We start from the raw sequence: 21,067 nt of genomic DNA on the forward strand, positions 1-21,067 counted from the left end.
TCAGACCAGCTCGGTGTCGGCCTCGGCGCGGGCGGCGGCCGCCGTCGCGTCGGCGACCTGCTGGTCGAGCTTGTAACCCACGTTGCGGACCGTGCCGATCAGCGCCTCGTGCTCGGTGCCGAGCTTGGCCCGCAGCCGGCGCACGTGGACGTCGACGGTGCGGGTGCCGCCGAAGTAGTCGTAGCCCCAGATCTCCTGCAGCAGCTGGGCCCGGGAGAACACCCGGCCCGGGTGCTGCGCCAGGTACTTGAGGAGCTCGAACTCCTTGTAGGTCAGGTCGAGCGGGCGGCCGCGCAGCTTGGCCGAGTAGCTGTGCTCGTCGATGACCAGTTCGCCGGCCTGGGTGACGCCGCCGTCGACGCCGTCGGCGGGGGTGGCGGCGGCCATCCGACGGGCGGTGGCCCACTTCAGCCGGGCGTCGACCTCGGCCGGGCCTGCGGTGTCGAGCAGCACGTCGTCGACGCCCCAGTCGGCCGACAGCGCGACCAGGCCGCCCTCGGCGAGCACCGCGACCAGCGCGGAGGCGACGCCGGTGGAGGACAGCAGCCCGCAGAGGGTGCGGGCCTGGATGAGGTCGTGGCGGGCGTCGACCAGCACGACGTCGCCGGCGTCGCCGTCGAGCAGGCTGGAGAGCTCGGGCGCGACCACGCGGACCTGGTGGCCCAGCAGCCCGAGGGCGGGCAGTACCTCGGTCGTGGCCTGCCGCGCTGCGGTCATGAGCACGAGTCGCATGTCGTCTCCTCGGGGGAGGCGGGGACGCGGACGTCCGGGGGCCCACGACGGCGCTGTCGAGAGAGAGACAGCAGGATAACCGACGTGTTGCCGATCCCGTCCGCCGTGACCGAACCGCGACCAGTGACGGTGACCACGGAGGACGGCGTCCGGCTCGCGGTGTCGTCGTCCCGTCCACCCTGCCGGCGCAACCGCCGCCCGGGGCGCGTCCGCTGACGTTCGTCGTGGCGCACGGGTTCACCGACTCCGTCGACCGGCCGGACTCCAGCCGCCTGGCCGGTCGCGCCCACGCCGCTGCTGCTCGTCCACGGCGACCGCGATGCCTACTCCCCCCTCGAGCACTCCCGCGCGCTGGCCCGGGCGGCCGGACCGGCGGCCACCGCGTGGGTCGTCCCCGGTCCCGGACACGCCGAGAGCGGCGTGGCCGGTCCGCTCGTCGAGCGGACCGGCCGCTGGGCGTCTGAGACGATCAACGGGTGACAGCGGCCACCCTGCGCACCGGCATCCCGGCCCGCGGGTACCACCTGCCCGCGCTCGGGGCGGCCGCCGCCGGGGCCGCGCTGCTGGTGCTGCTCGGCCAGTTCGCCGGGAGCCCCGGCCGGGTGGCGGCCGTCGCCGTCCTGCAGGTCGCGCTGGTGGCGGCCTGGGTGCCGGCCACCGGCATCCCGGCCCGGGCCGGCGCCCCGGCGCTGGGCCTGGCCGCGGCCGCCGGCGCCGACCTGCTCGTGGTGCTGCCGGAGCGTCCCGAGCTGGGTTCGCTGCTGGCCGTCCCGGGCCTGGGCTTCCTCGCGGCGGTGCTGCACCAGATGCTGCGCCGGGCGCCCCGCCGGGACGTCGTCGGCTCGCTGGCCGGGGTCGTCCTCCTGCAGTGCGCGGTGACCGCCCTGGCGGTGTGGGTGCTGCTGGGCCCCGAGGGCGCGGACTCCGCGGCGGCGACGACGGCGCTGCTGGTGGTCGGCGTCACGTTGGTCGCGGGCCACCTGGTGGACCTGGCGCTGCCGCGTCCGGCGGTGGCCGACGGCGTGCCCAGCGGCGTCGTCGGCCTGGTCGTCTCGGTGCTCACCGGTGCCGGCGCCGCGCTGGCCCGGCACGGCAGTGCGCAGCTGGCCGACGTCCTCACCGTGCTGCTGTTCGGGCTGGCGCTGGCGGGGGTGACCGCGCTGGTGGGCCTGGCCGCCGGCTTCCTGGTGGCCGAGGGGCCACGGACGGCGTGGGCCGTGCCGCTGGTCCAGACGGCCCTGCCGTTCGCCGCGTGCGCCCCGGTCGCCTTCTCCCTCGTCCTCCAGAACGCGCTGTAGGGGCCGGCCGGTGCGCGCTCTGCTGGTGGTCCTGCTCCTCCTCGTGGGGCTCGCCGTCCTCGCCGACCGGGTCGGCGTCGGCATCGCCGAGGACCGCGTGGGGCAGGCGATCGCCGAGCGCGGGCAGCTGGCCGGGCAGCCGGAGGTCGACATCGCGGGCTTCCCGTTCCTCACCCAGGCGATCGCCGGCCGGTACGACGACGTCCGGATCGACCTGACCGCGGCCGACCTCGGCCAGCCGGAGGGCACGCGGGCCGACGTCCGGCTGCACGGGGTGGAGGTGCCGCTGTCCGACGTCCTGTCCGGGTCGGTGGAGCAGGTGCCGGTCGACCGCGTCGACGGGACGGCCACGCTGTCCTACGCCCTGCTGTCCGCCCGGCTGGGCCCGGGCACGACCCTGAGCCGGGACGGGGACGGGCTGCGCGTCGAGAGCACCGTGGAGGTGGCCGGCCTCTCCGTGCCGCTGACCGCCGTGGGCACCGTGAGCCTCGACGGCGACGCCGTGGTCGTCGAGGTGTCCGACGCCTCCGGCGCCGGGGTGGACGTGCCGGGCTTCGTCGTCGACCGGGCCGCGGACCTGCTGGACCTGCGCTACCCGATCCCCGCGCTGCCCTTCGGGCTGCACGTGACCGGGGTGACCCCCGGCGAGGAGGGCGTGGACGTCGCCGTCGAGGCGACCGACACCGTGCTGCGCGGCTGAGGGCGCGGGGAATCCGCACGGGTCCGGCCGGGTTGGGGCGGGGGATGAGTGCGACAGGAGCAGCCGTGCTGGCCGTCGCCCTGCTGGCAACGGCGGCCGCCGCCTGGTGGCTGCGGAGGAGGGACGGCGCCGTGCGCAGCCCGGGCAGCGAGCCGTCGACGGTGACCGCCGTCCTGGAGGGGCTGGGCGTGCGCCCCCAGGACGCCGACCTGACCGTCGTCCAGTTCTCGACGGCGTTCTGCGGGCCGTGCCGCGCCACGCGGGCCCGGCTGCAGCAGCTGGGCGCGACCCGGCCGGGCCTGGCCCACGTCGAGGTGGACGCCGAGAGCCACCTGGACGCCGTCCGTCAGCTCGACGTCCGCCGCACCCCGACGCTGTTCTACCTCGACCGCTCCGGCGCCGTGATCGGGCGCAGCAGCGGGGCCCCGCGGGCCGAGGAGCTGACCGCGCTGGTCGACGCCCGTGTGGGTGGACCCGCCGGTGCGCGGGACGGGCGGAACGTGTGATCGGTTACCCTCGCGCCGTGGGCATCCTGCTGACCTCGCGCCGCACAGTCGACCTGTGCCGCGTCGGCAGCTGCCTGTGTCCGGGCGCCTGAGGGCGAGCCCCGCCTCGTCCAGACGTGCCCTGACCGCCGTCCGGAAGCTCCGTCCACCATGCCCCTTGCCCCACCCCGAGCCGACCGCCAGGTCGACGTCCGGGGCCCGCGCTTCGCCGCGTGGGTCACCAGCGCCGTCCTCGCGGTCGCCCTGCTGACCGCCTCCGGCTGGTTGGTGGCCGTCCAGGCCGCCGTCTTCGCCGTCGGTGCGTTCGCCGGCCTGCGGTACGCGCCCTACGGGGTGCTGTTCCGTGTCCTCGTGGCCCCGCGGCTCGGCCCGGTCCGCGAGCGGGAGCCCGAGGCGCCGCCGCGCTTCGCCCAGCTCGTCGGGCTCGGCTTCGCCGTCGTGGGCGCGGCGGGGTACCTGCTCGGAGCGCCGCTGGTCGGCGCCGTCGCGACCGGTCTCGCGCTGGTGGCGGCCCTGCTCAACGCGGCCACCGGCTTCTGCCTCGGCTGCGAGCTCTACCTGACCGTCCGCCGGGTCCGTCCCGCGCGAACCGCCTGACCGACCCCCACACCCGACCACAGGGAGGAACACCCCCCATGAGCCGCAACGACGTGCTCGTCTCCGCCGAGTGGGCGCAGGAGAACATCGGCGCCCCCGGCATCGTCTTCGTCGAGGTCGACGAGGACACCACCGCCTACGACGGCGGCCACATCGAGGGCGCGGTCAAGCTCGACTGGAAGAAGGACCTCCAGGACCCGCTGCGCCGCGACTTCGTCGACAAGAGCGCCTTCGAGGCGCTGCTGTCCTCGCGCGGCATCGGCAACGACGACACCGTGCTGCTCTACGGCGGCAACAACAACTGGTTCGCCGCCTACGCGTACTGGTACTTCAAGCTCTACGGCCACGAGTCGGTCAAGCTGGTCGACGGCGGCCGCAAGAAGTGGGAGCTCGACGGCCGCCCGCTGTCGAAGGACGCCGTGCAGCGCCCCGCCACCCAGTACGTGGCCAAGGACCCCGACCTGTCGATCCGCGCCTTCCGTGACGAGGTCGTCGCCTCGATCGGCTCGAAGAACCTCATCGACGTCCGCTCGCCCGACGAGTTCTCCGGCAAGATCCTCGCCCCGGCCCACCTCCCGCAGGAGCAGGCGCAGAAGGGCGGCCACGTGCCCACGGCGAAGAACATCCCGTGGAGCAAGGCGGCCAACGAGGACGGCACCTTCAAGTCCGACGAGGAGCTGGCCAAGCTCTACGACGAGCAGGGCTACGACGACAGCAAGGCCACCATCGCCTACTGCCGGATCGGCGAGCGCTCGAGCCACACCTGGTTCGTGCTGCGCGAGCTGCTCGGCAAGCCCGACGTCAAGAACTACGACGGCAGCTGGGTCGAGTACGGCTCGCTCGTCGGCGTCCCGATCGAGAAGTGAGCTGACATGTGCGGAGCTCCGAAGCAGGGCGGTGCCCTCGCCGGCATCGACCTGACCACCCAGACGGTCATCCAGGGCTCGGTCTGGCACGACGGCGCGCCCGTGGCCGGCGCCTACGTGCGGCTGCTCGACGAGACCGACGAGTTCACCGCCGAGGTCGTCACCAGCCCCGAGGGTGAGTTCCGGTTCTTCGCCGCGCCGGGCGAGTGGAAGCTGCGCTCGCTCGCCCCGGTCGGCAAGGGGGAGCGCGTGCTCACCGCCGAGGTCGGCCTGAACGAGACCACCGTCGCCATCGGCTGACGACCCACCCGCGACAGCGCCCGTCCCGGCAACCGCCGGGGCGGGCGCTGTCGTGTGTCGGCACACCGGCGCCGATCGGTCAGGGTGGCACCGCCGCCGCGTGGCTCGGCGTGACCGGCAGGTCAGAGGCCGAGCAGGCCGGCGAGCTCGCCCATCGCCACGTCGAAGTAGCGCTCGGCGTCCTCGACCGAGCCGACGAGGTGCCCGAACAGCTCGAAGCTGATCGTGCCGAAGAGCCCGCTCCAGGCCAGCAGCGCGCGCAGCCGGACGGCGTCGTCGAGGGCGGGGTGCTCCCCGCCGAGCACCTCCACCGTGCCCTCGCTGAGCAGCGACGGGTCCCGCGGGACCCCGGCCGCCGGGGGCAGTGCCCCGCCGCGGGCGGCGTCGCCCAGGACCCGGCCGAGGACGACACCGACCCGGGCGGCGGCCGGCACCGTGTCGCGGGGTGCCGCGTAGCCGGGCACCGGGGAGCCGTAGAGCAACGCGTACTCGTGCGGATGGGCGCGGGCCCACGCCCGGACGGCGCGGCAGACCGCCAGCCAGCGCTCGCGCGGCGCCGCGGCGGGGTCGTCGGCGGCCTCGGCGGCGGCGCCGAGCGCGTCGTAGCCGTCGATGATCAGCCGGGTCAGCAGGTCGTCGCGGCTGGGGAAGTACCGGTAGAGCGCCGAGGAGGCCATGCCGAGCTCCCGGGCCACCGCCCGCAGGGACAGCGCCGCCGCGCCCACCTCGGCCAGCTGTCGTCGCGCGGCGTCGGTGATCTCGGCGGTCAGCTCGGCGCGGACGCGCTCGCGGGCGGTGGGCGGCATGGGGACCATCGTGGCGCGCCGTGAGCGGTGGACGCAACAGAGAGCAGCGCTCTTGACGTGTGCCGAGACGGTGTGCGAGCGTCGTCCGCGAGTGAGAGCACTGCTCTCGAAACGGCGAGGAGGCGACGTGGCACTGCACGTGATCGTGGGCAAGGGTGCGGTGGGGACGACGACGGCGGAGCTGCTGGCCGCCCGGGGCCACCGGGTGCGGGTGCTCTCGCGCAGCGGCGGCACGTCGACCGACGCGGTGGAGCACCGGGCCGTCGACGCCGCCGACGCCGGCGCGCTGGCCGAGGCGGCCCGGGGCGCGCAGGCGCTCTACAACGCGGTCAACCCCGCCTACTCCCGCTGGGCCACCGACTGGCCGCCCGTCGCGGCTGCTCTCCTCGACGCGGCCGAGCGCACCGGCGCGGTGCTGGTGACCATGGCCAACCTCTACGTCTACGGCCGCCCGAGCGGCCCGATGAGCCCGGACAGCCCGCTGGCCGCCACCGACCTCAAGGGTCGCGTCCGGACGGCGATGTGGCGGGACGCGCTCGCCGCCCACGAGGCGGGCCGGATCCGCATGGCTGAGGCGCGCGCCGCGGACTTCGTCGGACCGCAGGTGCCCGCCGCGCACTCCCACCTGGTGCGCCAGTTGCCCGCGCTGCGCCGCGGCCGTCGGGCCTGGGTGGTCGGCGATCCCGACGTCCCCCGCAGCTGGGCGTACCTGCCCGACGTCGCGGCGACGCTGGCCACCCTCGGCACCGACGAGCGGGCGCTCGGCCGGGCGTGGCACGTGCCCAGCCCGCCGCCCCGCTCGCAGCGGCAGGCGATCGGCGACCTGGCCGCGGCGATGGGGGTGCCCCCGGTGCCGGTCAGCGGCATCCCCTGGCCGGTGCTGCGGGCCGTCGGGGTGCTCTCGCCGACGATGCGCGAGGTGGTCGACGTCCGGCACCAGTTCGACCAGGAGTTCGTCGTCGACGCCACGGCGACCACCGCCACCCTCGGCCTGACGGCGACGCCCTGGTCCGAGGTCGTGGCCGCGACGGCCGCGGTGGTGCCCACGACCGCGTGACGAAGGACCCCGTCCTCCTCGCCACTCGCAGGCTCCCGGCGAGCCTCTGGACGGGGCCGTTCCAGCGCGTCACCAGCCGGCCCTACGGTGGGGGCCATGGTCTCTGCCTGGGTCCTCGTCGCCCTGACGTCTCTCGCGGCGCTCGGTTGCGGGTACGGCGCCGCCCGGCTCGCCCGCCGGCCGAAGGGGGCGCGACGGTGACGGACGCGACCGAGCTCCCGGTGCCGGACACCGCCGACGTCCGCACCGGCCCGGAGGTCTCCGAGCAGCTGCTCGGCGTCCTGCCGCTGCTGGGCGAGTGGCACGGCGAGGGGCAGGCCGCCGGCGCCGGCGGCGACCACCGGTTCGGCCAGTGGATCCGGTTCAGCCACGACGGCCGTGCGTTCCTCGCCTACGAGTCCCGCACCTGGCGGCTCACCGACGACGGGAAGATCGTCGGCCCCGACGTCCGGGAGTCCGGCTTCTGGCGCCCGCGCGGCGGGGACGACGTCGAGCTGCTGGTGGCCAGCCCCGACGGCCTGGTCGAGATCTACGTCGGGCGGGCGCGGACGACGACCAGCTGGGAGCTCACCAGCGACGTCGTGGCCCGGACGCCGGACGCGCCCGACGTCGCCCGCGCCGTCCGGCTCTACGGCATCGTCGAGGGCGCGCTCATGTACGCCGTCGACCGCGCCGGCACCGACTCGCCGCTGCGCCCCACCATGTCCGCCCGCCTGGAACGGATCCGATGACCGACGCCGCGCGCCCCGGCACCCCGCCGTCGCCCACCCGCCCCACCACCCCCCGCCAGGTCGCCGACCGCTACGTCGACGCCGTCTGCGACCTGGACCCGATCGTCGCCACCTCGCTGGGCACCCGCCCCGGCGACGACCGGCTGCCCGACCCGAGCCCCGCGGGGCTGGAGGCCGAGGCGCAGCTGGCCCGCGACACCCTCACCGAGCTGGACCGGGTGCTCGCCGCCGACCCCGCGCTGGCCGACGACCCCGTCGAGCGGCGTTGCGCCCGGCTGCTGCGCGAGCGGCTGGGCGCCGAGCTGGCCCTGCACGAGGCCGGTGAGGGGCTGCGCGCGCTGTCCAACCTGTTCAGCCCGGTGCACTCGATCCGGCAGGTCTTCCTGCTGATGCCGTCGTCCTCCGAGGAGGACTGGGCGGTGATCGCCCGGCGGATGGCCCGGGTGCCGGAGGCCTACCGCGGCTTCCGGGCGTCGCTGGAGGAGGGCGCCCGCCGCGGGCTGTTCGTCGCGCCGCGGCAGGTGTCCACGGTCGTCGGGCAGCTCGGCGAGTGGCTGGCCGGGCCCTTCTACGCCGGCTTCGCCGCCGGGGGCCCGGACGCCCTGCGCGCGGAGCTGGAGAAGTCGGCGCGGGCCGCCGACGAGGCGGTCGCCGAGATCCGCGAGTTCCTGCGCGACACCTACGCCCCGCAGGTCGAGGGGACGCCGGACGCCGTCGGCCGGGACCGCTACGCCCTGCACGCCCGCCGCTGGACCGGCTCGGACCTCGGGGCCGGCAACGGGCTGGAGGAGGCCTGTGCCTGGGGATGGGCCGAGCACCGGCGGATCCTCGCCGAGCAGCGCGCCGCCGCTCAGGAGATCGTGCCGGGCGGCACGCCGATGGAGGTCATGAGCTGGCTGTCGACTCACGGCGAGGCCGTGGACGGCGTCGACGCCATCCGCGAGCGGCTCCAGGCGATGATGGACGAGGCGATCGAGGCCCTCGACGGCGTCCACTTCGACCTGGCCGAGCCGGTGCGCCGGGTGGAGGCGATGATCGCGCCGCCCGGCAGCGCCGCCGCCCCGTACTACACCCGGCCGGCGCAGGACTTCTCCCGCCCGGGCCGTACCTGGCTGCCGACGCTGGGCCGGGAACGCTTCCCGCTGTGGGACCTCACCTCGATCTGGTACCACGAGGGCGTCCCGGGTCACCACCTGCAGCTGGCACAGTGGGCGTACGTCTCCGGGCAGCTGTCGACCTACCAGACCTCACTCGGCTCGGTGGGGGCCAACGTCGAGGGCTGGGCGCTGTACGCCGAGCGGCTGATGGACGAGCTCGGCTACTTCCGCGACCCCGGCACCCGGCTCGGTTACCTGGACGCCCAGCAGCTGCGCGCCATGCGGGTCGTCGTCGACATCGGCATGCACCTGCGCCTGCCGGTCCCCGACGACGCCGAGGGCGTGCTCGCCGAGCACCGCGGGCAGCCGTGGACCCCGGAGCTCGGCCGCGCCTTCTTCGGTGAGCACAGCGGGGCCAACCCCGCGTTCCTCGACAGCGAGCTGGTCCGCTACCTGGGCCTGCCGGGTCAGGCGATCAGCTACAAGCTGGGGGAGCGCGCCTGGCTGGAGGGCCGGGCCGCGGCTCGGCGCGCGGCGGGGAACGGCTTCGACCGCAAGGCCTGGCACATGGCGGCGCTGTCGCAGGGCTCGCTGGGCCTCGACGACCTCGCCGCGGAGCTCGCCGTCCTCTGAGGGGCCGCGCTAGTCGTCGGGGGCGTCGAACGGCAGCGGGTTGACGATGTCGGCGTCCCAGGTGACGCGCTGGCCGGGGGGCACCTCGGCCACCTCGATGCCCTCGGCGCCGAGGACCTCGTCGATGCACGCCCGGCTGCCCCCGACGTAGGTGGTGACCAGGTCGATGTCGGTGGCGACGAACCAGGCGCGGTCGGCCGGCCACCACAGGTTCGCGCTCTGCTCGGAGGGCTCCGGCGCCAGGTTGGCCGCGGCCAGCCCGATCGGCCCCCGCAGCAGCCAGTGCTCGCGCCCGGGCAGGGTCAGCGTCGGCCGGTCCGAGACGATGGAGCCGAACCCGGACCAGACGCCGAACCAGCAGTCCCCGGGCGTGGTCGTGTGCCGGGCGAGGACGTCGGCCAGCCGGCCGGCCACGGCCACCGGCAGGTGACCCATCGCGGGGGCGCCGTCCCACAGGGGGGACTGGTCGGCCTCGGTGAAGAACTCCATCGCGCCGGTGATCGAGCCCCACTCCATGGCGGGGTGGGCCACGGTGCGGTTGGCGGCGGCGACCTCGGTCCAGGAGACGTCGACGTCGCGCAGGCCGTGGTAGCGGGCCGCGGGGTGGAAGACGCGGGCGTAGGCGGCGAACACCGGGGGCACCAGCCCGCCGACGACGTGCTCGGAGAAGGGGAGGACCGCCTCGGCGATCCAGGCGCCTGGGGAGACGTCCTCCTGCACCGGGCGGCCGGCGAAGGTCACCTGACTCCCCCCGGAGAACGGACAACCCCCGGGCTGCTCCGCGGCGCGGCCCCTGCCAGAGCAGGGGAGCAGCACGCGGGCCGACTGGACAACGGTCGGCGGCCCGGGGGTCGGGTGACTGTCCGGTTCTCGCTCGCCGCCGTACGACGGACGGGCGATCTGCCGTCGCTCAGACTGTCGTCTGAACGGGCGGCCCATCTGGACGGCGGCTAGCGGACAGCCACCTCACGAGTCCGATAAGCATGCAAGTTACGGACCACCTCCTCTCTCGTGTACCTCGACGGTACGTCGCGTCCGAGGGGTCGGCAACGCGGTTTCTCAGCCCTCAGCTGAACCGCCGATCGTGCGTCCCGGTGGCGTGGCACCCGGCGGCCGGACCCGGTGCTCGGCGGCCTGGTCGACCGTCGCGACCTGGTAGACGTCCGGGATGCCGTCGGAGTCCCGGTCGACCCGCTCCTCCTCGTACATGCGCCGGTAGCGGCGGTTGCGCAGCCGCAGCAGGACGGCGGCGAGGAGGGCCGCGAGCAGCGTGCCGGTGAGGATGCCCACCTTGGCGTGTTCGTAGGTCGGCGAGCCCAGGCCGTAGGCCAGCTCGGTGATCAGCAGCGAGACGGTGAAGCCGATACCGCCGAGGAGTGCGAGCCCCACGACGTCCGGCCAGCCCAGGTGCTCGTCCAGCTCCGCGCGGGTGAAGCGGGCGACCAGCCAGGTGGCGGCGGTGATGCCGATCGCCTTCCCGGCCACGAGACCGACGGTGATCCCGAGGGCGACGCTGTCGGTGACCGACGCGGTCAGGCCGGAGAGCCCGCCGAGCGCCACCCCGGCCGAGAAGAAGGCGAAGACGGGGACCGCGATGCCGGCCGACAGCGGCCGGATCCGGTGCTCGAAGTGCTCCGCCAGCCCCGGACCGGCGTCCGGGCCGCCGGCGGCCGCGCTGCGCACCACCGGCACGGTGAAGGCCAGCAGCACCCCGGCCACGGTGGCGTGCACACCCGACTCGTGCACCAGCACCCAGGTGACCGCGGCCAGCGGCAGCAGCAGCCACCAGGAGCGGATCCGCTTCTGCACCAGCAGGCCGAACAGCGCCAGGGGGACCAGCGCGAGCGCCAGCGGCACCAGCGAGAAGTCGTCGGTGTAGAAGATCGCGATCACCACGATGGCCAGCAGGTCGTCGACCACGGCGAGGGTGAGCAGGAAGGTCCGCAGCGCACTCGGCAGGTGGGTGCTGATCACCGCCAGCACCGCCAGGGCGAAGGCGATGTCGGTCGCCGACGGGATGGCCCAGCCGCGCAGCGCGCCGTCGTCCCGGCCCAGGTTGAACAGCACGAAGAACAGCGCCGGCACCGCCATGCCCCCGACGGCCGCGGCCACCGGCAGGGCGGCCCGGCGCGGGTCGCGCAGGTCACCGGCGACGAACTCGCGCTTGAGCTCCAGCCCGGCGACGAAGAAGAAGATCGCGAGCAGACCGTCGGCGGCCCAGGTGCCGAGGGTGAGGTCGAGGTGCAGCGAGGCCGGGCCGACCCGGGTGTCGCGCAGCGTCTCGTAGCTCTCCGCCCACGGGGAGTTGGCCCACACCAGGGCCAGAGCGGCGGCCGCGAGCAGCAGGGCGCCACCCACGGTCTCGCGGCGGAGGACCGTCGCGATGCGGCTGGCCTCGGTCCAGGACCCGCGGCCGAACAGGCGGGTGGTTGTCGTCACGGGTGGCTCCAGGGGGAGGGGTCGGGTCGGACGCCGCCGACCAGACTTCCCGGCACACCTTCCCCGAACCCTACCGGCCCGCGACCAGGAGCGGATGGAGGCCGTCTCCTCCGTACAGTGGACGCCGTGACCCCCCGCCCGGCCGTGCCCACCCGCAGGCGCCGGTGAGGCTCGCCGAACTGGCCGGGCGGCGGATCGGGGTCTGGGGGCACGGGCGTGAGGGGCGCGCCGCGGTCCGGGCCGCCGTGAGCGCCGGCGCGGCGGGGATCGTCGTCGTCGACGCGGTCCCACCGGACCCGGCGCAGCTGCCGCCGGGAACCGAGGTGGGCACGGACGTCGGCGCGCTGGCCCGCTGCGACGTCGTCGTCCGCTCGCCGGGCATCAGCCCCTACCGCGAGGACGCGCAGGCGCTGGCCGCCCGCACCACCCTCACCTCGGGCACCGGGCTGGCGCTGGCCGAGTTCGGCGCCCGGGCGGTGCCGACCCTCTGCGTCACCGGCACCAAGGGCAAGAGCACCACCAGCGCCCTGGCCGCGACCGTGCTGGAGGCGGCCGGCCGGCCGGCGGTGCACGCGGGCAACATCGGCACGCCGCTGCTCGACGTCCTCCTGGACGGCGCGGTCGGCGAGGGGACGTCGCTGGTCGTCGAGGTCTCCAGCTACCAGGCCGCGGCCGTCGACGACTTCACCGGCTGGGGCGCGATCACCTCCCTGGCCCCCGAGCACCTCGACTGGCACGGCGGGGTGGAGGCCTACTACCGCGACAAGCTGCACGTCTTCGCCGGCTGCGCGCCAGGGACGGTGGTCGCCGGCGCCCAGCCACGCCCGATCGCCGAGCGGTACCTGGACCCGGCGCTGCTGGTCGACCCGGGCGACGTCGTCCCCCCGGCGCAGCTGGAGGGTTTCCGCCCCGAGCACCTGCCGGGCGGGCACAACGTCGCCAACGTGCACGTCGCGCTCGCCGCCTGCGTCCGGATGGGCGTGGACCTCGACCCCGCCGGGGACGCCGTGCGCGCCGCGGTCGCCGGCTTCCGGGCGCTGCCGCACCGGCTGTCCCCGGTCGCCACGCTGGACGGCGTCACGTTCGTCGACGACACGCTGAGCACCACGCCCGTGTCGGTGCTCGCCGCGCTCGACGCCTTCGCCGACCGGCCGGTCACGCTGGTCGCCGGCGGCCAGGACCGCGGCCTGGACTACACCGAGCTGGCCCGCGCCGTCGTCGCCCGGGCCGGCGGGGTGCGGGTGGTGACCGTGCCCGACACCGGCGCCCGGCTGGCCGCCGACGTCCGGGCCGCGGCCGCCGACCAGGGAGTGGCGCCTCCGGTGACCGAGACGGCCGGCCTCGCCGAGGCCGTCGCCGAGGCGGTGCGGACGACGCCCGCCGGCGGCGTGGTGCTGCTGTCGCCGGGCGCGCCCAGCTACAACCGCTACCGCAACTACGAGGAGTTGGCGCGGACCTATGAGCACATCCTCCGGGACGCCGGTGCCCAGCGTGTCTGACGACGTCTTCGTCGTCGCGGAGCGCTCGCTGGACCTCACCACCGGCGAGGCCGCGTTCACCTACCGGCTGGGCGAGGACGAGTTCACCGAGCGGCTGGTCGTGGACACCGAGCGGGTGGCCGAGGTCGACCTGGCCCGGCTGGACGCCGCGCTGGACCTCGTCCACCTGGTCATGGGCACCAGCTACTACAAGCTGCGCGCGCCCGGCCGGGTGCGGGTGACCCGGCCGCTGACCGCCGCCCAGCTCGCCGTCGCCGAGGCCGCCTACACGCACGGCCTCGGCGAGTTCGCCGCGGTGAACCGGCTGCCGGTGCCGCACGCGGTGGAGTTCGACGTCCAGCTGCGGCCGGCCGACGCGCCGCCCGCGGACGCCGCCGGTGCGGGCGCGCTGCTCCCGGTGGGCGGCGGCAAGGACTCCGCGCTGGCGCTCGTGGTGGTCTCCCCGGCGACCGCGCTGGCGATCAACCCGACCGGCGCGCAGCGCGACGTCACCGCCGCTGCCGGGGTGCCGCTGATCGGCGTCCGCCGGCGGCTGGACCCGCTGCTGGCCGAGCGGACGGCGGCCGGTGGGCTCAACGGCCACGTGCCGGTGACCGCGATCAACTCGGCGATCTCCACCCTGGTCGCGGTGCTGTGCGACTTCGGGCCGGTCGTCTTCGCCAACGAGCGCTCCGCCGACGAGGAGACCCTCGAGATCGACGGCGCCCGGGTGAACCACCAGTACTCGAAGTCCTACGAGTTCGAGCGGCTGTTCGCCGCGGCAGCCGCGGAGCTGGGCGTCGGCTACTTCAGCCTCACCCGGCAGCTGTCGGAGCTGGCCACGGTCGCCGCGGTCGCCGCGCTGCCCGGGCTGCGCGACGAGATCCTCAGCTGCAACCGCTCGTACACGCAGAAGCACATGGGTGGCGAGGCGACCCAGCGCTGGTGCCTGCACTGCGACAAGTGCCTGTTCACCTTCCTGTGCTTCGCGGTCTTCCTGACCCCCGACGAGGCGGTCGCGATGTTCGGCGGCAACCCGCTGGCCGACCTCACCCTCGTCGACGGGTTCCGCGTCCTGTGGGCCACAGAGAAGCCGTTCGACTGCGTGGGCGAGCGGGCCGAGAGCGCCGCGGCCATGGCGCACCTCGCGGGCAGCACGGCCTGGGGCGGGTTCCCCGTGGTGCAGGCGCTGGGGGAGGAGGCGGCGTCCTTCGCCGCGGTCACCGGCGCGACGGTCGCCGGCTTCCTCGAGCCGCACGGGCCGCACGCCGTCCCGGCGGCGTACCTGGACTCGCTGCGCCGGGTGCTGGCGGAGGCCCGCCCGCCGGTCACGTGACCGAGCCCGCGAGGTCACGCAATGGACAGGTGAGCGACCGCCTGGCCGCCATCGAGCGGGCCGTGCTACGCCCCGGTGCCCGCGACGTCGCCGGCCTGGGTGCCGCCGTCCGCGGGCAGCTCGGCCGGCTCGCCGAGGGCCTGGCCGCGGCCGGGGCCGCCGGGAGCCGCGTGGGGCTGGTCACCGGCGTGCACATCGCGTGGGCGCCGGCGCCGGCGGCGGAGACCGACGGCCCGGTCGGCACCGCGGTGCTGGCCGCGGCGCTGGCCCGGATCGGCGCCGAACCCGTCGTGGTCACCGACGAGCCCTGCGCCGACGTCACCGCCGCCTGCCTGGACGTCCTGGGCGCCGGCCGGCTCACCGTCGTCCCACCGGCGGACGACGAGGCCGCCGTCGTCGCCCGCGTCGAGGCGCTGGCGCCGTCGCACCTGGTCGCGGTGGAGCGGCTGGGACCCAACGCCGAGGGGCGGGTCATGACGATGCGGGCGGTGGACATCACGGCGTCCACCGCGCCGCTGCACGCGGCGTTCGCCCTGCCGGGCCTGGTCACCGGCGCGGTCGGCGACGGCGGCAACGAGATCGGCATGGGCAACGTGCCGGCCGCGGTGGTCGCCGCCGAGATCGCGCAGGGCGAGCGGATCGCCTGCCGGGTGCCGGTGGGCGCGCTGGTGACCGCCGGGACGTCGAACTGGGGGTGCTCGGCGCTCGTGGCGGCGCTCGCCGTCCTGGTGCCCGGGCACGGCGCGGCGCTGCGGGCGCTGCTGGACCCCGCCGTCGACGGGGCCGTGCTGGACGCCGCCACTGCGGCCGGCGCGATCGACGGCGTCACCGGGGTCGCGGGGGCGACCGTGGACGGCATCCCGGTGCCCGCCTACGCCGACCTGCTGGCCGAACTCAGGGATCTCGCGCGGGCCTAGGCTCGCAGGCGTGGCCGACTCGCACCGCACGGAGCTCGCCGCCCCGCTCGCCGAGCGCCTGCGGGCGCGGGGTCTCCGGCTGACCACCCAGCGCCAGCGGGTGCTGGCCGCGGTCGCCTCCCTCGAGCACGCCACCCCCGAGGCGATCAGCGCCCGGCTGCGCGAGGAGGCCGGCCCCGACGGCGCCGCGCCCGACACCTCGACGGTGTACCGCGCCCTCGAGCTGCTCGAGCGGCTCGGCCTGGTCTGGCACACCCACCTCGGGAAGGGCGCGCCGGTCTACCACGCTGCCGAGCACCCGCACCTGCACGTCGTGTGCCAGGGCTGCGGGGAGATCTCCTCGGCCGACCCGGCGCTGCTCGACACGGCCGCGGAACGTCTGGCCGCCGACCTGGGTTTCCAGCTGGACGTGGGGCACGTCGCGCTGTCGGGGACGTGCCGCACCTGTCGTGCACGCGCTGGAACGGAGACCTCATGAGCACCTCACCCCTCCTCTCGCGCCCCGGCGCCGTCGCCGTGGAGGACGGGTCGGTCGCCGCCCACTACGGCGACCCCCTGCGTGAGCAGCGGGCACTCGCCGAGGGCGCGGGTCTCGTCGACCGCAGCGACCGCGACGTCCTGGCCGTGCCCGGCGCCGACCGCCTGACCTGGCTGCACAGCCTCACCACCCAGCACCTCGACCGGCTGGCCGACGGCACCGGCGCCGAGGCGCTGCTGCTCTCGCCGAACGGGCACGTCGAGCACCACCTCGTCCTCGCCGACCTCGCCGGCACCACCTGGGCCGACGTCGAGCCGGGGTCGGGTGCGGCGCTGCACACCTTCCTCGACCGGATGCGCTTCCTGCTCCGCGTGGAACCGGCCCTGGTCACCGCCGAGTGGGCGCTGCTGTCGCTGGTCGGCCCGCGGGGGTCCGAGGTGCTCGCCGCGGCCGGGCTGCCCGTGCCGGCCGCCCCGTACGCCGTCCTCCCCGTCGACGGCGGCGGCTGGGTGCGCCGCATGCCCGCCGTCGGGGACGGCGCCGACGTCGTCGACCTGCTGGTGCCGCGGTCGGAGCTGGGCGCGCGGGCCGACGCGTTGCTCGCGGCCGGGGCGACTCCCGCCGGGCTGGACGCCTACGAGGCGCTGCGGGTCGAGGCGCGCCGCCCGCGGTTCGGTGTCGACACCGACCACCGCACGATCCCGAACGAGACGGGCTGGCTGACCAGCGCCGTCCACCTGGACAAGGGCTGCTACCGCGGACAGGAGACCGTGGCGCGGGTGCACAACCTCGGCCGCCCGCCGCGGCGCCTGGTGCTGCTGCACCTCGACGGGCTCAGCGAGGAGCTGCCCGCCCCGGGGACGCCGGTCCAGAGCGGCACCCGCGAGGTGGGCCGGGTGGGCACCGTGGTCCGGCACCACGAGCTCGGGGTCGTCGCCCTGGCGCTGGTCAAGCAGTCGGTGAAGGCGGACGCCGAGCTGAGCGTGGGCGGCGCGCGGGCGGCCGTCGACCCCGACGACGCGCCGGCGGAGCTGGACGACACTCGCGCCGCCGCCCGCGACCGGGTGCGAGCCGTGCGGTCTGCGACGATCGGCCGGTGAGTCCGAGCACGCTGATCACGGTCGCCCCGACGGGGGCGGAGTCGGCGAAGGCCGACGTCCCGGCGCTGCCGGTGACCGTCGAGGAGGTCGTGGCCACCGCGCGGGACTGCCAGGCGCTCGGCGCCTCCGTCGTCCACCTGCACGTCCGCGACGCCGAGACCCGGCCGACGCTGGACCTCGGCCGGCTCCGCGAGGTGGTCGCCGCCGTCCGGGAGGCCACCGACCTGGTGGTGCAGCTGTCCACCGGCGGGGCGGTGACCGACCCGTTCGACGCGCGCCTCGCCGTCCTCGACGCCGGGCCCGACGCCGCCTCGCTGTCGCTGGGCACGGTGAACTTCGGCCGCGACGTCTTCAGCAACCCCTGGGACCTCATCGTCGAGCTGCACACCCGCATGCAGCAGCAGGGCGTCGTGCCCGAGTACGAGGTCTTCGACCTCGGCCACCTCGCCACCCTGGCCCGGCTGCTGGACCGGTACGGCCCGCCGCACGGCGGGCACGTGCACGTCGACCTGGTCATGGGCGTGCCCGGCGGGATGCCGGGGACGACGCAGGCGCTCGCGGCCTGCCTGCCGCACCTGCCGCCGGGGGCGACGTTCGCCGCCACCGGCGTGGGCCGCACCTCGCTGCCGGTGATGCTGGCCGCGCTCTCGGCCGGGGGCCACCTGCGGGTCGGCATGGAGGACACCCTGACCTACGCGCCCGGTGAGCCGGTGCGCGACAACGCCCAGCTGGTGGCGCGCGCGGCCGGGCTCGCCCGGATCGCCCAGCGTCCGCCGATGAGTACGGGGGACGCCCGCGCGTTCCTCGCCATCGACCCGCCCACCCCCACCCGCACCACCGTGGAGGCTGTCCCGTGACCCCCGAACCCACGCCCGCCGGCGGCGCCGCCGTCGACGCCCTGCTCGACCCGGGCTTCCTGGAGGCCGCCGTGCAGCGGCCGATGGCCGACGTCCGCAGGCTGCGCCGCCAGGCCGAGCAGGAGGAGGTCAACCTCTCCTACACCCGCCGGCTGCTGCAGGGTCGGCTGGACATCGTGCGCCGGGAGCTGCAGCGCCGCGCCGAGCACGACGGCCGGTCGCTGGTCGACCTGCTGCCGGAGATCCTCGCCGAGAAGGGCCGCGGCCCCGCGCACGGTCTGGGCCGGCACCAGACCGTGCAGCCGGCCGCGCCGGAGGAGTACGAGTCCTGGGTCAACGGCCTCACCCGCGGCATCGACCTGTCGGCGGTGCCGGAGCTCGGCGACGGCGACCTGGAGCAGGCCGCCCGCTCGCTGGCCGCCGCGGAGAGCTCGCTGTCCGAGCGCCGCCGTGGCGTGCAGAAGGTCATGGACGGGCTGGCCGCGGAACTCGGCCGGCGCTACCAGAACGGCGAGGCCGACGTCGCCGCGCTGCTGGCCGACGAGGGCCGCCACTGATGGAGGACCCCCTCCTCCCCACCTCTCGCTCCGCTGGATGCGGGACCCGGGAGGGGGCCGCTCCGGTCGTGACACAGCCCGGCTCCGCGCCGCTGACGCCGGCCGTCTGGCCGGAGAACCCGGTGCTGGTCGAGGTGTGGCGGTCGGGGTTCCTGGAGTCGGTGCACCGCGGGGCGGCGGTCGTCGTCGGCGCCGACGGCGAGGTGCTGTGGGCGGCCGGGGACGTCGACCGGCCGATCCTGCCGCGCTCGGCGAACAAGCCGGTGCAGGCCACCGCGATGCTGGCCGCGGGCTGGGCGCCCAGGTCGGAGGAGGAGCTCGCCATCGGCGCCGGCTCGCACTCCGGGGAGGACGCGCACCGCGAGCTCGCCGCGGCGGTGCTGGCCGCCGCCGGGCTGCGCCCCGACGACCTCGGCTGCCCGCCGGCGCTCCCGCAGCACGAGCCCACCCGCGCCGGATGGCTGGCGAGCGGGCGGGCGCCGGAACGCCTGGCGATGAACTGCTCCGGCAAGCACGCGGCGATGCTCGCCGCCTGCGTGGCGGCCGGCTGGCCGACCGAGGGGTACCTCGACCGCGAGCACCCCCTGCAGCAGGCGATCGAGGCGCGGCTGGGCGCGGCCGCCGGGACCCCGGTGACCGCGGTCGTGGTCGACGGGTGCGGGGCGCCCCAGCACGCGCTGCCCCTCACCGGCCTGGCCCGGGGGGTGTCGTCGCTGGTCGAGGCGTCGCCGGGCAGCCGCGAGCGTGCCGTGGCCGACGCCATGCGGGCGCACCCGTGGTTCGTGGCGGGCACCGGGCGGGAGGACACCGATCTCATGCGCGCCGTCGACGGCCTGCTGGTCAAGGGCGGGGCGGACGGCGTGCACGTGGCCGCGCTGCCCGGGCGCGGAGCGGTGGCGCTGAAGCTGGACGACGGCGGCGAGCGGGGCCGCACCCCCGCCCTGTGCGCGGGCCTGCGGCGGCTCGGCGTCCCTGCGGAGCTGCTGGCCCCGTGGTCGCTGGTGCCCGTGTCCGGTGGGGACGACGTGGTCGGTGAGGTGCGCTCGGCCACGGTCTCGGAGGGTTGAGCCGAACCGCCGGGGTGTGAGGCGGCTCACGTCCGGGTGCTAGCTCCACCGCTTGCAGGAGCTAGCACCCGCGGTTAGCGTCGGAGACGTGCAGAAGCCCGGCGAGTTCGTCCGCGAGCAGGTGACCACCGTCCGCGAGAAGGTGGACCAGCTCGCAGGCAGCGTCGCGGAGACGGTGGCCGCCGAGCGGTCCAAGGTCTCGGCGACCAGCTCGCAGGTGGGTGACTACATCCGGGAGCAGCGCAACGCCGCGCGGGTGTCCCTGCGAGAGCTCGCCCGCAGCGCCGGGGTGAGCAACCCGTACCTGTCCCAGGTCGAGCGGGGCCTGCGCAAGCCGTCGGCGGAGATCCTCGCGGCCATCGCCAAGGGCCTGCAGATCTCGGCCGAGACGCTCTACGAGCAGGCCGGGATCCTCGACCGGCGGGCCGGCAACCCCGACACCGTGGCGGCGATCCGCAACGACGAGTCGCTCTCCGAGCGGCACAAGGCGGTCCTGCTCGAGCTCTACGAGACCTACGTCCGCGAGCACGCCGCGACCGCACCCGCTGCACCGACCACAGCTCCGCGCCCCACCCCCGTCCCGAGTTCCTCCAAGGAGTCCGCATGAGCACCGCCGAGACCCTCAAGAAGGTCGGCGAGACCGTCGCCGTCCAGAACAAGACCGTCCTGCTGGCCGCCGTCGGGGCCGGTGACCTCGCCGTCGAGCGCGCCCGCGCCGTCGTCGGCACGCTGCGCTCGCGCGCCGAGGCCCTGCCCGGCGAGGCCCAAGTCCAGGCCGACCTGGCCGCCAAGGAGGCCCGCGCCCGCGTCGAGGAGGCCGCCGGCCGCGCCCGCAGCGCCGCCCAGTCCGCCCGCACCTCGGCCCAGCACGTGGCCGCCGCCGTCCGCCCGGAGTCGGTCAAGACCACGGTGACCGGCCTGGTCAGCACCGCCCGCACCCAGACCGTCGCCACCCTCGAGACCCTCGCCGTCCGCGGCGGCGAGGTCGTCGAGGAGCTGCGCCGTCAGCCGGCCTTCCGCAAGGTCGTCTTCCGCGCCGAGCGGGCCGTGGACGCCGTCGAGGACCGCCTCGAGGAGGTCCTCGAGGAGACCGCCGAGACCGTCGCCGAGGCCTCCAACGAGGTCACCTCCGTGGCGCAGAAGGCCGCGGCGAAGACCGCCAAGGTCGTCGACGCCGCCGAGGAGAAGACGGCGCAGGCCGCCGACAGCGCCAAGGCCACCATCGCCGAGGCCGACGCCCCCAAGGCTCCGGCCAAGAAGAGCTCGGCCGCACGCAAGAGCACCCCGGCCAAGGCCTCCGCGCGGGTCTCCCGCGCTCGCACCGCCAAGCCGGCCGACCCGACCGCCGTGCCGGCCAAGAGCGACGCCTGACACACCGCACCACCGTCCAGGGGGGGGGGGGGGGGGGGGGGGGGGGGGGGGGGGGGGGGGGGGGGGGGGGGGGGGGGGGGGGGGGGGGGGGGGGGGGGGGGGGGGGGGGGGGGGGCGGGGGCGGGGGGCGGGGTCGGGGCCCGG

The 21,067-nt window shown here is 76.0% G+C and carries 23 protein-coding genes and 1 pseudogene; 20 read left to right on the plus strand and 4 right to left on the minus strand.

Annotated features, from left to right (window positions below):
• Positions 1 to 732, minus strand: a complete 732-nt coding sequence (locus tag ACI78Q_RS06430; RefSeq protein ID WP_456922489.1) for a winged helix-turn-helix transcriptional regulator — start codon at positions 730 to 732, stop codon at positions 1 to 3.
• Positions 733 to 984: 252 nt separating this feature from the next.
• Here ACI78Q_RS06430 and ACI78Q_RS06435 point away from each other — a divergent pair.
• The 7 genes and pseudogenes from ACI78Q_RS06435 to ACI78Q_RS06465 form a co-directional block, all read left to right on the plus strand.
• Positions 985 to 1,212 (plus strand): annotated as a pseudogene (locus ACI78Q_RS06435) (alpha/beta hydrolase); the annotation flags it as partial.
• Positions 1,209 to 2,030 (plus strand): hypothetical protein, encoded by an 822-nt coding sequence (locus ACI78Q_RS06440; protein WP_456922490.1) that lies wholly within the window; start codon positions 1,209 to 1,211, stop codon positions 2,028 to 2,030. The pseudogene ACI78Q_RS06435 and the gene ACI78Q_RS06440, both read left to right, overlap by 4 nt.
• A 10-nt stretch (positions 2,031 to 2,040) precedes the next feature.
• Complete coding sequence (locus ACI78Q_RS06445; RefSeq protein ID WP_456922491.1) at positions 2,041 to 2,730, plus strand: LmeA family phospholipid-binding protein; 690 nt, start codon at positions 2,041 to 2,043, stop codon at positions 2,728 to 2,730.
• A gap of 65 nt (positions 2,731 to 2,795) precedes the next feature.
• Positions 2,796 to 3,236: a thioredoxin family protein gene (locus ACI78Q_RS06450; protein ID WP_456922492.1), complete on the plus strand. Its 441-nt coding sequence runs from the start codon at positions 2,796 to 2,798 to the stop codon at positions 3,234 to 3,236.
• A 150-nt stretch (positions 3,237 to 3,386) separates the two neighbouring features.
• Positions 3,387 to 3,833, plus strand: a complete 447-nt coding sequence (locus tag ACI78Q_RS06455; protein ID WP_456922493.1) for a DUF4395 domain-containing protein — start codon at positions 3,387 to 3,389, stop codon at positions 3,831 to 3,833.
• Positions 3,834 to 3,871: 38 nt separating this feature from the next.
• Positions 3,872 to 4,699 (plus strand): sulfurtransferase, encoded by an 828-nt coding sequence (locus ACI78Q_RS06460; RefSeq protein ID WP_456922494.1) that lies wholly within the window; start codon positions 3,872 to 3,874, stop codon positions 4,697 to 4,699.
• Between the two features lie 6 nt (positions 4,700 to 4,705).
• A complete protein-coding gene (locus ACI78Q_RS06465; protein ID WP_456922495.1) occupies positions 4,706 to 4,999 on the plus strand; it encodes a DUF1416 domain-containing protein in 294 nt (97 codons plus the stop codon).
• A gap of 122 nt (positions 5,000 to 5,121) precedes the next feature.
• On the opposite strand, the gene ACI78Q_RS06470 is transcribed toward ACI78Q_RS06465, so the two are convergent.
• Positions 5,122 to 5,805 (minus strand): TetR/AcrR family transcriptional regulator, encoded by a 684-nt coding sequence (locus ACI78Q_RS06470; RefSeq protein WP_456922496.1) that lies wholly within the window; start codon positions 5,803 to 5,805, stop codon positions 5,122 to 5,124.
• A 127-nt stretch (positions 5,806 to 5,932) separates the two neighbouring features.
• Here ACI78Q_RS06470 and ACI78Q_RS06475 point away from each other — a divergent pair, with 127 nt between their 5' ends.
• From ACI78Q_RS06475 to ACI78Q_RS06485, 3 genes are all read left to right on the plus strand, one after another.
• Complete coding sequence (locus tag ACI78Q_RS06475) at positions 5,933 to 6,862, plus strand: NAD-dependent epimerase/dehydratase family protein (RefSeq protein ID WP_456922497.1); 930 nt, start codon at positions 5,933 to 5,935, stop codon at positions 6,860 to 6,862.
• Between the two features lie 197 nt (positions 6,863 to 7,059).
• Positions 7,060 to 7,593: an FABP family protein gene (locus ACI78Q_RS06480; protein ID WP_456922498.1), complete on the plus strand. Its 534-nt coding sequence runs from the start codon at positions 7,060 to 7,062 to the stop codon at positions 7,591 to 7,593.
• Positions 7,590 to 9,323: a DUF885 domain-containing protein gene (locus tag ACI78Q_RS06485; protein ID WP_456922499.1), complete on the plus strand. Its 1,734-nt coding sequence runs from the start codon at positions 7,590 to 7,592 to the stop codon at positions 9,321 to 9,323. The genes ACI78Q_RS06480 and ACI78Q_RS06485 overlap by 4 nt, the downstream gene beginning before the upstream one ends.
• A gap of 9 nt (positions 9,324 to 9,332) precedes the next feature.
• Here ACI78Q_RS06485 and ACI78Q_RS06490 read toward each other — a convergent pair whose 3' ends face one another.
• On the minus strand, positions 9,333 to 10,064 hold the full coding sequence (locus tag ACI78Q_RS06490; protein WP_456922500.1) for a hypothetical protein: 732 nt from the start codon (positions 10,062 to 10,064) through the stop codon (positions 9,333 to 9,335).
• Between the two features lie 318 nt (positions 10,065 to 10,382).
• Positions 10,383 to 11,762 carry a Na+/H+ antiporter NhaA gene (nhaA, locus tag ACI78Q_RS06495; RefSeq protein ID WP_456922501.1) on the minus strand — a complete coding sequence of 460 codons (1,380 nt, stop codon included), beginning with the start codon at positions 11,760 to 11,762 and terminating at the stop codon, positions 10,383 to 10,385.
• Positions 11,763 to 11,926: 164 nt separating this feature from the next.
• Here nhaA and murD point away from each other — a divergent pair, with 164 nt between their 5' ends.
• The 10 genes from murD to ACI78Q_RS06545 all read left to right on the plus strand — a co-directional run bounded on the left by murD (position 11,927) and on the right by ACI78Q_RS06545 (position 20,923).
• The gene (murD, locus tag ACI78Q_RS06500; protein WP_456922502.1) at positions 11,927 to 13,261 is read left to right on the plus strand and encodes a UDP-N-acetylmuramoyl-L-alanine--D-glutamate ligase; all 1,335 of its coding nucleotides are present in this window, start codon (positions 11,927 to 11,929) and stop codon (positions 13,259 to 13,261) included.
• Positions 13,254 to 14,576: a hypothetical protein gene (locus ACI78Q_RS06505; protein ID WP_456922503.1), complete on the plus strand. Its 1,323-nt coding sequence runs from the start codon at positions 13,254 to 13,256 to the stop codon at positions 14,574 to 14,576. The genes murD and ACI78Q_RS06505 overlap by 8 nt, the downstream gene beginning before the upstream one ends.
• A 29-nt stretch (positions 14,577 to 14,605) precedes the next feature.
• Positions 14,606 to 15,493: a glutamate cyclase domain-containing protein gene (locus tag ACI78Q_RS06510; RefSeq protein ID WP_456922504.1), complete on the plus strand. Its 888-nt coding sequence runs from the start codon at positions 14,606 to 14,608 to the stop codon at positions 15,491 to 15,493.
• Between the two features lie 10 nt (positions 15,494 to 15,503).
• Positions 15,504 to 15,971 carry a Fur family transcriptional regulator gene (locus ACI78Q_RS06515; RefSeq protein WP_456922505.1) on the plus strand — a complete coding sequence of 156 codons (468 nt, stop codon included), beginning with the start codon at positions 15,504 to 15,506 and terminating at the stop codon, positions 15,969 to 15,971.
• A complete protein-coding gene (gene ygfZ / locus ACI78Q_RS06520) occupies positions 15,968 to 17,071 on the plus strand; it encodes a CAF17-like 4Fe-4S cluster assembly/insertion protein YgfZ (protein WP_456922506.1) in 1,104 nt (367 codons plus the stop codon). Before ACI78Q_RS06515 ends, ygfZ begins: the two co-directional genes overlap by 4 nt.
• Positions 17,068 to 17,928, plus strand: coding sequence for a 3-keto-5-aminohexanoate cleavage protein (locus tag ACI78Q_RS06525; RefSeq protein WP_456922507.1), 861 nt, complete (start codon positions 17,068 to 17,070; stop codon positions 17,926 to 17,928). The genes ygfZ and ACI78Q_RS06525 overlap by 4 nt, the downstream gene beginning before the upstream one ends.
• Positions 17,925 to 18,485, plus strand: a complete 561-nt coding sequence (locus ACI78Q_RS06530; protein WP_456922508.1) for an RsiG family protein — start codon at positions 17,925 to 17,927, stop codon at positions 18,483 to 18,485. The genes ACI78Q_RS06525 and ACI78Q_RS06530 overlap by 4 nt, the downstream gene beginning before the upstream one ends.
• 68 nt (positions 18,486 to 18,553) lie before the next feature.
• Positions 18,554 to 19,552, plus strand: coding sequence for an asparaginase (locus ACI78Q_RS06535; protein ID WP_456922509.1), 999 nt, complete (start codon positions 18,554 to 18,556; stop codon positions 19,550 to 19,552).
• Positions 19,553 to 19,640: 88 nt separating this feature from the next.
• On the plus strand, positions 19,641 to 20,159 hold the full coding sequence (locus ACI78Q_RS06540) for a helix-turn-helix domain-containing protein (protein WP_456922510.1): 519 nt from the start codon (positions 19,641 to 19,643) through the stop codon (positions 20,157 to 20,159).
• Complete coding sequence (locus ACI78Q_RS06545; protein WP_456922511.1) at positions 20,156 to 20,923, plus strand: hypothetical protein; 768 nt, start codon at positions 20,156 to 20,158, stop codon at positions 20,921 to 20,923. Before ACI78Q_RS06540 ends, ACI78Q_RS06545 begins: the two co-directional genes overlap by 4 nt.
• Positions 20,924 to 21,067 lie beyond the last annotated feature (144 nt).

Source organism: Geodermatophilus sp. SYSU D00705 (genome assembly GCF_054050135.1).